General features: G+C 65.6%; 7 protein-coding genes. 3 read left to right on the plus strand and 4 right to left on the minus strand.

The genetic code is table 11. The annotated features are described in order from the left end of the window. On the minus strand, window positions 1-910 hold a 910-nt coding region (locus CVO76_RS10570), incomplete at its 3' end, for an aldo/keto reductase (protein ID WP_208739204.1). Window positions 911-918: 8 nt separating this feature from the next. Beyond that, a complete protein-coding gene (locus tag CVO76_RS10575) occupies window positions 919-2532 on the minus strand; it encodes a cryptochrome/photolyase family protein (protein ID WP_208739205.1) in 1614 nt (537 codons plus the stop codon). Window positions 2533-2662: 130 nt separating this feature from the next. Here CVO76_RS10575 and CVO76_RS10580 point away from each other — a divergent pair, with 130 nt between their 5' ends. Continuing rightward, window positions 2663-4150: an FAD-dependent oxidoreductase gene (locus CVO76_RS10580; protein WP_133081546.1), complete on the plus strand. Its 1488-nt coding sequence runs from the start codon at window positions 2663-2665 to the stop codon at window positions 4148-4150. Between the two features lie 512 nt (window positions 4151-4662). Continuing rightward, a complete protein-coding gene (locus CVO76_RS10585; protein ID WP_208739206.1) occupies window positions 4663-5136 on the plus strand; it encodes a hypothetical protein in 474 nt (157 codons plus the stop codon). Between the two features lie 8 nt (window positions 5137-5144). On the opposite strand, the gene CVO76_RS10590 is transcribed toward CVO76_RS10585, so the two are convergent. Then, window positions 5145-6746 carry an esterase/lipase family protein gene (locus CVO76_RS10590; RefSeq protein ID WP_208739207.1) on the minus strand — a complete coding sequence of 534 codons (1602 nt, stop codon included), beginning with the start codon at window positions 6744-6746 and terminating at the stop codon, window positions 5145-5147. Window positions 6747-7389: 643 nt separating this feature from the next. Continuing rightward, window positions 7390-8184 (minus strand): AfsR/SARP family transcriptional regulator, encoded by a 795-nt coding sequence (locus CVO76_RS10595; protein WP_208739208.1) that lies wholly within the window; start codon window positions 8182-8184, stop codon window positions 7390-7392. Between the two features lie 514 nt (window positions 8185-8698). Between CVO76_RS10595 and CVO76_RS10600 the strand changes: the two genes are divergently transcribed. Then, a partial coding sequence (locus CVO76_RS10600) for a M12 family metallopeptidase (protein WP_208739209.1) occupies window positions 8699-9961 on the plus strand: 1263 nt, incomplete at its 3' end.

Genomic DNA, 9961 nt, shown 5'->3' on the forward strand with positions numbered 1-9961 from the left:
CGAGGTCCGCGTGGCCGGCGGCCGCCGCATTCGCCCTGGCCTGGTCCGGGGTGCGGGCTCCGGGGATGACCGTGCTGACGCCGTCCTGCGCGATGATCCACGCCAGTGCGGCCTGGGCGGTCGTGACGCCCTCGGGGACGAGCTCCGCGAATTCACGGGCGGCCTGCAGCCCGGTCTCGTAGTCGACGCCGGAGAAGGTCTCGCCGACGTCGAAGGCGGCGCCGTTGCGGTTGTAGTTCCGGTGGTCGTTCTCGGCGAACGCGGTGTCCTTCGTGTACTTCCCGGACAGCAGGCCCGAGGCCAGGGGCACGCGTGCGATGATGCCGACGCCGGCGGACTTCGCCGCGGGCAGCACCTCGTCGAGCGGCTTGAGGCGGAAGGCGTTCAGGATGATCTGCACGCTGGCGGTGGTGCCGCGTGCGATCGCCGCGAGCGCCTCGTCGGTGCGCTCGACGCTGACGCCGTAGTTCCTGATGACGCCGTCGTCGACGAGGGTGTCGAGGGCGTCGTAGACCTCGTCGGAGCTGTACACGGCGGTGGGCGGGCAGTGCAGCTGCACCAGATCGAGGGCGTCGACGCCGAGGTTGGTGCGCGAGCGGTCGATCCACTGGCGGAAGTTGGACAGGGAGTAGTTCTCGGGAGTCTGGTCGACGCGGCGGCCCATCTTGGTGCCCACGAGGATGTCGAGGTCCGGGTTGTCGGCGAGGTAGGAGCCGATGGTCGTCTCGCTCCGCCCGTCGCCGTACACGTCGGCGGTGTCGAAGAAGGTGACGCCGGCTTCGACGGCCGCATCGAGGACGGCCACGGCGTCCTTGTCCTCCACCTCGCCCCAGTCGGCGCCGAGCTGCCAGGTGCCGAGGCCGACGACGGAGACGGGACGGCCGGTTCTTCCAAGGGTTCGTTGTTCCATGGTTCCGACTATAGGCCGGGGAGCGTCGGCGCCGCCGCCGGAACTACCGGCGTCGGGCGCTCCTCCGGTGTCCGGCGTTCCTCCAGCGGAGCGCGCGCCTGCGTCCGCGTGGGCTCCGCCGTGCGGGCGGGGCGGTCCTCGTCCACCGCCGTCGATCCCTTGCCGGGGATCCAGCGGGCGGCCTCGTGCCGCAGGTCCCTCTGCCGCTCGCTGTCCATGCGGTCGAGGAGTGCCACGACCATGTTCGACCGCGGGTTGCGGGCGAACAGGTCCCGGTAGTCCCTGATGAACTCCCAGTACAGCGCGTCCCAGCTGAACCGCCAGGGGCCGTCCCTGAAGTCGCTCATCTTCCTGATGTAGTTGCTGCCGCTCACGTAGGGCTTGGTGGTGATCATGCTGCCGGCCGCGTACTGGCTCATGGCGTAGACGTTGGGCACCATCACCCAGTCGTAGGCGTCGATGAACATCTCCATGAACCACTCGTAGACGGCGTCCGGCCTGGCGCGCATCAGCAGGGCCGCGTTGCCGAGCACCATGAGGCGCTCGATGTGGTGTGCGTAGGCCGTCTCGAGGATGCGCGTGATGACGGAGTCCACCGGTGCCAGTCCCGTGTCCCCGGTCCACCAGCCCTCGCCCAGGTCCGCGGTGAGCCGCAGGGTGTTGCCGGTCCGCATCTCGCGGCCCCGCAGGACGTACGACGCCCGGATGTATTCGCGCCACCCGATGATCTGGCGGAGGAACCCCTCGACGCTGGCGATGGGCGTCCCGTGCCGTTCCGCGAAGTCGAGGGCGAGCTCCACCACCTCGGCAGGGCTGAGCAGGCCGGTGTTCATGCTCGAGCTCAGGGCCGAGTGGAAGAGGTACGTCCGACCCTCGGCGATCGCGTCCTCGTACGGTCCGAAGAGCTCGAAGCGCTCCGTGAGGAAGGCTTCGAGGGCGTCGAACGCCTGCCGGTGGGTGACGGGCCAGTTGAAGGACTCGGCGTTGCCGGGGTTGTCCGGGAAGGCGGTCCGCACCCAGGCGATGGCGTCCTCCACCTCCGGCAGCCGTTCGAACTGCGGGAGGTCCGGCACGGTGATCCTCCTGGGGAGCTTCTTGCGGTTCTCGGCGTCGAAGCTCCACTTCCCGCCCGTCGGCGAGCCGTCGCGCTCCACCAGGATGCCCAGCCGCTTGCGCTGCCATTCGTAGAAGGTCTGCATGCGCCAGTTCGCGGAGGAGAAATAGCCGGCGATCGTGTCCCGCGGGGTGAGGAACTGCGGAGTCCCGAGCACGCGCCCCTCGACGCCGGCATCGGCCAGCGTGCGGCTGAGCCGCCCCTCGAGCCAGTCGTCGACGACGTCGTAGTAGCTCACCACCGTGGCACCGCATTCGAGGAGCAACGCGTACAGCCGCTCCTGACTGGTGGCGTCCGCGGACGTCTCCACGTAGTGCACCGCATAGCCCGCGCCCTCGATCCGGCGGGCGAGGAGCGTCATGGCAGCACGGTGCAGGACGAGTTTCTGCTGGTGGAACCGGAGGCTGCGGAAGAGGAGGTCGTCCTCGAGGAACACGAAATGCGTGTCCGGGGACGCCTCGAGGTGCTCCTCGAACAGCTGGTGGGGCAGGACGAGCCGGACGTGCACGGAGAGTGCCTTCCTGGGAGGAGACGGTCGACGGGCGCAACCCTAGCGCGTGCCGCCGACAGGCCTTGCGATGCTTGACTGTAAGCATGCTTAGTGGTTGCGTGGGGGACATCGATTCGAAGGGACCACCATGAGATCACTCTGGCTCGACACCGCGCCGCACATCCCCTCCGACACCCTGCCGGACGGCGCCTCCTTCGACTCGGTGGTGGTGGGAGCCGGATTGACGGGCATGACGACGGCGCTCCTCCTGGCGCGTGCGGGTCACCGGGTGGCGATCCTCGAGTCCAGGACGGCAGGGGCAGTGACCACGGGGAACACCACGGCGAAGCTCTCGCTCCTGCAGGGCACCAGTATGTCGACGATCCTGAAGCACCACGACGCCGAGCTGGCACGCGCCTATGTCGTCGGGAACCGTGAGGGCCAGAGCTGGCTGCTGCGGTTCTGCGATGATCACGGCATCGGCTACGAGACGCGGGACGCCGTGAACTACGCGACCACCGATACCGGGGCACGGAAGCTGGTCTCCGAGCACGAGGCGTGCACCGAGTCAGGGCTCGCTACCGAGCTGGGCACCGCGGCCACCCTCCCCTTCCCCGTGCGGAGGACGCTGCGGCTGAAGGACCAGGCGCAGTTCCACCCACTGGAGGTCCTGGCGGGGCTGGCGTCGGAGTTCCGGCGGCACGGTGGTGCGCTGATCGAGGGCGTCCGTGTCGAAGGAGTCGCGAAGACGGGCGCCGATGGTGTCGAACTGAAGACCAGCGCGGGCGCCGTGACGGCGTCGAACGTGGTCCTCGCCACCGGCATCCCCATCCTCGACCGCGGCGGCTACTTCGCCGTGCTGCAGCCGATGCGTTCCTACTGCGTGGCGCTGACAGTGGACGACGACGTCCCGGAGGATATGTTCCTCAGCGCCGATTCGCCCACCCGCTCCCTGCGGACCGCCACCGTGGACGGCACGAAGTACCTGATCGTCGGCGGCAACGGCCACAAGGTGGGCCATAGCTCGAACACGCAGGCCAAGGTGGACGACCTCACGCGCTGGGCTCAGGAGTACTTCCCGACAGCACGGCCCGCCTACGCCTGGTCCGCCCAGGACTACACCCCTGCCGCCGCCGTCCCGTACGTCGGCAAGGTGCCCGCCGGCGGCGGGCACATCTACGCGGCGACGGGCTACAACAAGTGGGGCATGACCAACGCCGTCGCGGCATCCATGGCCCTGTCCGGTGAGATCCTGGGCGGCAACATGCCCTGGGCCGAGACCCTGTACCGGACGAAGGTCAGCCCGTCCGACGCGCTCCAGACCGTGCAGGCGAATGCCGTGGTCGGCATGGACATGGTGACGGGCTGGCTGTCCGGTCTCGCGAAGACCGGGGAGACGGCTCCTGGCGAGGGCGAGGGCCGCGTCGTCCGGGAGGGTGCGCGCCCCATCGGCATCTGCACGGTCGACGGCGTGCAGCACCGCGTCTCGGCCGTGTGCCCGCACCTGCGCGGGATCCTCAACTGGAACGACGCGGAACGGTCCTGGGACTGCCCGCTGCACGGGTCCCGCTTCACGGCCGACGGGAAGCTGCTCGAAGGACCGTCGACGTCGGACCTCGCGGACACCCGGCGCTAGCCCCCCCTTCCGCGAAGTCCCGGGAAGCCTCACTTCCGGCACGCCCGGTCGCGCCGGTCGGGAGTGATGCAGTCGTATCAGAGACTGAAGCCCACGTTTGCGCGCCAGCTGCGCCGCCAGGAACTGCTGGTCAGCGCTCGATCCGGCCTTACCTCCACCGTCATGTCGTGCTCGGCGTCGGGAATTCATTGTTGATAACACTCCAGTAACGCCCCGCTCGCAGAATGGTGGGGCAACCGAAGCACCGCCGCTGCTGATCGGTCAAGAAAGGGTCTTCTTCGTCAGGGAGAAGCCATGGCAGGAAAGCACGCTGAAAAGGTGCGTGTTCCTGGGGGACGAACGCGTCATCGCCGGTTGCTGGGTACGTCCTCAGCAGCAGGTCGGCGTCACCGTGCGTGATCAGGGAAACAATCGAGTGGGTGTCGAGCCACCTTCTTGTTCCGTTGGCGGCGGGCCCCGAAGACGTGACGCCGGCACCGAGCCGGCCAAGAAGATGAGACCAAGGAGCGACCATGAATCACTACGCATTGCTGTCCCTGATTGCCCGCATCCATCCTGCCGTCTGGGACCTGATCGATCTGCAGGGGCCACTTGTCCGGGGACGCTATTCCGCGGTAGCCCTGAACCCCCAGCCGTTACCGCCCAGGCTGCAGCCGGATGGATTCCTCATCGATGCCGGCCTCATGGCCACGGAGGCCACTCGGCTGGCGGTCGAGGCCGATGTCCGGGGGGAATCTCAGGCGCGAATTCTCAGCGAACTCGTCGATGACTGGTGCGCCACTCCATGGCCGCGCAAGTGGCCATGGCCCTGGCCCGGCCCGCGTCAGGAGGAAGGACCCCGGCCGGAACCATGGCAGATGGACACCGCACGCGTCGTGGGTGCAGTCGTCTTTGCTTCCTACGCCTCCCGCCTGGGCGAAGGGGAATTGTCCGTCGCACTCGCCGAGGGCGCGGAACGCCTCGCCGAAACCGCTCTGGGCAGCTAGATGTATCCCTATTCCCAGTGTCCGATGCCGACGCTGAGGTGCGCGTTCGGTCCCAGGACGCTTTCGGCCACAGGAGGTATGTCGACTCGTGCGACAAAACTCGGCGAAGCGGCGGTGTCGTCCGGGGCCCGACGCCACATGAGCTCTTTGTCCAACGTGCCGGCCTTCGCTATCGCTCCCGCGAGGGTGGAGTTCCACTGGTAGCGCGCACTCCCGATCGTTCCGTCTGCCTGGGTGGAGACGTCGACCAGCAGGGCGTCCTGCCAGTCGGCTACTTGCTCGAGGTGGGAACCGAAGGACAGGAAGCCCCTGTCCTCCCGAAGGCAGTACACACGCAGATCCAGGGCATATCGACGCGGCTCTGCGGGGTCCTCCTTCGGCAGCAGGAAGGCTGTCACCAGCGGCACCGGGTTCAGCGGCGTATCCCGGTTCTCCTCGCTGAGAACAACCGGACAGTGGGCGGTCGCGGACTGGTAGTGCATCAGCACTGGGACTCCACGGATCGCGAGTCCCACGTCTGCCTGCCAGACTGCTCCATCCGTCAGATCCAGGTCCAGATCCGACAGGCTGATGGCAATCTTGAGGTTGCCGAAAAGGAAACGCTGAAGGTTCTGATAGCCCTCCTCCGAATTGACCAACCCGTAGCGCCCGGAATGGGAGCGGTGGATGTAGGCCCGGTTGGAGCCCTTCACGTAGGCATTGCGGATCTGCACGAGTCCGTCGCTCTTGACGCCCACCGCGCGCGAGGACCACCCCAGGGCGACGTCGTAGTCTCCCGGGTTGGTGCCCACCAGTGACAGGTACCGCTCAGCCGGAAGCGCGCTGAAGTATGGAACACGGGGGTCCCAGCCTCCGGGAGGATGAAAGTCCTCCTGCCCCTCGGGGGACAGATAGTCCCTCATGCGGGGTTCCTTGAAGATATCTGAGCCGTTGGGCCCGAACGTCTCTACGAACCAGTCTCCGATCGATCCGCCGAGATCGATGTCGATCCCTCCGTGGGGGGTTCCATACGTGACGACTTTTGAGACAGGGAACGGCGGTGTCACCTTCCCGGACAGGTTCACGTGCTCCTGATGAGCAGGATCCGGGGCGAAACCTTCCCCCGCGGCGACTTCCTCGGGGCCCAACGCCTGGTTCGGCGTGTACATGAAGCGCTGGATGGCCGACCGGCACACAAGGCCCCCCATGGAATGCGCCACAAGATACACCTGGTCCGCGTCCTTCGTCTTGTCCAGGACCTTGTGGATGTAGTCCGCCAGTCCTCTGGCGGCGTCTTCTATCCGGTAGGGCAATGGCGGGTGATCGAAGGTGGAGGCGCTCGGGTCGTAGAAACGGTACACCCAGATCGTCCGAGGTGGCATCGAGTCACTTCCGGCCTCGTTCAGCAGGCGTTGCTGATCACCACGTACCTTCAGCTCGTAGCCGTAGTCCATCATCAGTCGAAGCAGGGGCGATTCGAACTGGTAGAACAGGGCATTCCCATGGGCGCCGACACGTACGTGAGTGGAACCTTCATTGAAGCCGTAGAAGGGATCGTCCACCGCTTTGTCGATTCCCCGAGTGCCACCGGCGAACCCCCGGACATAGATGATCGGCAGGAACTGAGTCATGTGGACTCCGCACCTGAACGGATACCGGGGAACGCGTGGGTTTCGTCCTGTGTCATCACATACTTCTCTTCATTGCCCAGTACCGAGATCGTGGAGCACCGGGAAGGGTCGGGCCCCTTGGTGCTGCGAGTGGAGTAGACCTCCCACCCCGTTACTACTGCGTTACAGCCACCGGGCCCGGATGACGCCGTCTCGGTCAGTGGTTCTGGACCAGGCTCATTCCCAGCTCGGCACCCATCTCCCGTGGACCGGAGATCCAGGCAGGCGTCTCTCGCCGGGCGAAGTGAGCCATCGTGGCCGCCCGACCCGGCCGCCCGTAACGCCGCCGTAACGGGGGCTTTGTTGCACTAGGGCTGAGCGCCATCATCCGCTAGGAGGCCTTCGTCTCGTCGTCGTCGGCGTCGGCGGCGACTACGACAGCGGCGACGACCGGGAGTAGGTGGACACCATGGTGACAGGCCGCCATTGGCCACGATCTACTGGTGGTTCCGGAGCAGGTCCGGAGGCCCCAGCAATGGAAACCATGATCATTCGCACATGGTTCGAGGCGGGTCACACCCAGAGTTTTCGTGCACGGATAACGTACGGACGATCACCGGGAAACGAACAGCGCACTGCATGTGTCGCTGATCATGCGGAGGTCCTACAGGTGGTGGAGAAGTGGATAGCCGCTCAACAAGGGGTCACCGGCAGGAACAACTAGGTGCTCTTCACTCGCTCGGACTCGACCCTCGATGGCATCAGTAATGAGCCTGCGGAGAGCTTCGGAAGGCTTCAGCCCCATGTCCTCCTCGAGTCTTTCCCGATACCGTTCGTAGTCGCGAAGCGCAGCGGCCGGATTGCCGTGCTGCAACTCGGCAGCAACGAGGATCCGGACCGCAGCCTCATACAGCGGCTCCAACTCCAGTGCCGCCTCGGCAGCCGCCTCTGCCCTGTCACAGTAGCCCTGGTCCAGTGAATGCCCTGCAAGGATGGTGAAAGCGCGGAGCCGGTCCTGCTGCAGCCGGCTCTGTTCGAAGACAACCCAGTCCTCGTACCAGCCGGGTAGCAGGTCCGCGTCACGCAATTCGTACAGCACAGGAGCCCAGTCCTCCTCAGAAGCAACCGTGCTCAGTCTCTGCGTCTGGGTCCGAACGCGGTACAGATCCACCTCGACGCGGTCGTTCAAGGCCAACAACGCGCCGTGATTGACGAGCAGCCCGGGTACCTGACGTGAAATCAGGTGCACGCTGACCCGCAAACTCTCCAGTGCCCGGGGATCGGGGTACTCCGGCCACAGCAGGCCGACAAGATAGCTTCTGAGGCAAGGACCCTTGACCGCAAGCGCTGCAATGAGGCGCTGCTGACGTGTTGCAACGTGTACGACAACGCCGTGCCGGAAAAGCTGCCACGCCCGGAGCAGTTCGAGTTTCAATTCACCATAGTCGTCGTAGCCCATGGGAACCTGGTTTCAGTTCATCTAGCCGATGCCTCATGCAAAAGCAAGCATCCTCAGCTTGCCGGGGCATGTCAATCAACAGGCACTTTATGTTATCGAGGAACGAAAAGGTGACGCCCTCACCACAGCCGCTTCCTCCACAGAGGGTACTGGTGCGTCACCATCACTCCCACGTACCGGCGTGCAGCGTTACGGCGCGGGACGCTATCCGATGACGGAGCTGTCGCCGTTCCTGGAGTCGTACGAGGTTCGGGAGTCCGGCTTGCCTCCGGAGCCCGTACCCGACCGCCGCCCCGATGGACGCCAGCCACCCGCCGGCGAGGCTTGAACCCGGTTGAAATGCTTCCACGACGCGCTCATGAAGCAAGCGCGCCAGACGACCCCTGGACTACTCCTACGGCCGTGCGGCTGGGCTGCCGCCACAAAGGACGACATCCGGTAATGGGTTGGTAACGCCCATTTCGCTAGCCTGCGCTGCATCACTGCAAGCGCATCCTTCTATCTGGGAGACACCATGAACGAGAACACGGGACCTGCCCCGGAGGGCGGGGGCGCGGCACGCTCTGAATGTGAGGAGTTGATGTTCAGGTCTTCCGAGGACGTCCGCACATCCTTCGTATTCGGCATCCAGGCCTTCCAGGTGAAACCGGTTCAGTACGCCGCGATCGACGGAGTCGGCTTCTTCGAGGGCGACATCCGGCTCGGAACAGTCGACGAGCTCGAGGCGTTGCGTGCCGAATTCGAAGGGATCACGACGGGACCACTTTCTATCAGCGGCCACGCCGAGGAGCCACTGGACTTCGCCGAAGGAATTGGGATCACAGGTCAGAGGTTTCGCTGGCCGAACGGCGTCGTCCCCTATGTCACGGTTCCCGAACTACGGGATCGGGTCAGTGCCGCGATCGAGCACTGGGAGGCTCATACCTGGATTCGTTTCGTCGAGCGGACTGCGCAGAATGCCGGTTCATGGCCGAACTGGGTGTCGTTCCAAGTCCGGGACGGCTGTTGGTCCGGTGTCGGCATGCGTGGCGGCGAGCAAGTCATCTCACTGGCCGGAGGATGCGGGTTCGGGGCTGCAGTGCACGAGATCGGTCATGCTGTCGGGTTGTGGCACGAGCAGAGCCGGGAAGACCGGGCCCGCTTCATCCGTATCCACTGGGAACGGATCGAGGCCGGCAAGGAGCACAACTTCAATCAGCACATCGCCGACGGAGACGACATCGGCCCCTACGACTTCGAGTCGATCATGCACTACGGCCCCACTGCCTTCGGCATCAGCGGTCAGGTGACGATAACGGCTGTCAACGGCGAGCCCTTCGGCCAGCGGTCAGGATTGAGCGACGGAGACATCGCCGCCGTCCACGCGATGTATCCCAAGCTCGAGCCCAGACCTTTTCCATGGGCTTACATCACGTATTCGACGGATCTGACCGGTGATGGGCGGGCGGACATCGCCGGCTTCGGTGAGTCCGCCGTCTGGGGAGCATTGAACAAGGGGGCCGGCACATTCCACTCCACGCAGAAGGTACTCGATGGGTCCTTTGCGTACACCGCCAGCGCAGGAGGATGGCGGGTGGGAAGGCACCCCCGTTTCCTGGCGGATCTGACCGGCGACGGCACGGCGGACATCGTGGGGTTCGGTGAATCCGGCGTCCGTGTGGCGCGCAACAAGGGCGACGGGACCTTCCACCCCCCGCAGACCGTACTGAACAGTTTCGGTTACGTCGGTGGGACGTGGCGGGTCGAAAGGCACCCCCGTTTCCTGGCGGATCTGACC

Origin of the sequence: Arthrobacter agilis, assembly GCF_002953615.1 — a bacterium.
In the GTDB taxonomy this organism is placed as follows: domain Bacteria; phylum Actinomycetota; class Actinomycetes; order Actinomycetales; family Micrococcaceae; genus Arthrobacter_D; species Arthrobacter_D agilis_B.

What these genes read in the sequence shown, in the direction of transcription:
- CVO76_RS10580 (WP_133081546.1), top strand. Translation starts at nt 2,663, where the DNA reads ATGAGATCACTCTGGCTCGACACCGCGCCGCACATCCCCTCCGACACC.
- CVO76_RS10585 (WP_208739206.1), top strand. Translation starts at nt 4,663, where the DNA reads ATGAATCACTACGCATTGCTGTCCCTGATTGCCCGCATCCATCCTGCC.
- CVO76_RS10590 (WP_208739207.1), bottom strand. Translation starts at nt 6,746, where the DNA reads ATGACTCAGTTCCTGCCGATCATCTATGTCCGGGGGTTCGCCGGTGGC.
- CVO76_RS10595 (WP_208739208.1), bottom strand. Translation starts at nt 8,184, where the DNA reads ATGGGCTACGACGACTATGGTGAATTGAAACTCGAACTGCTCCGGGCG.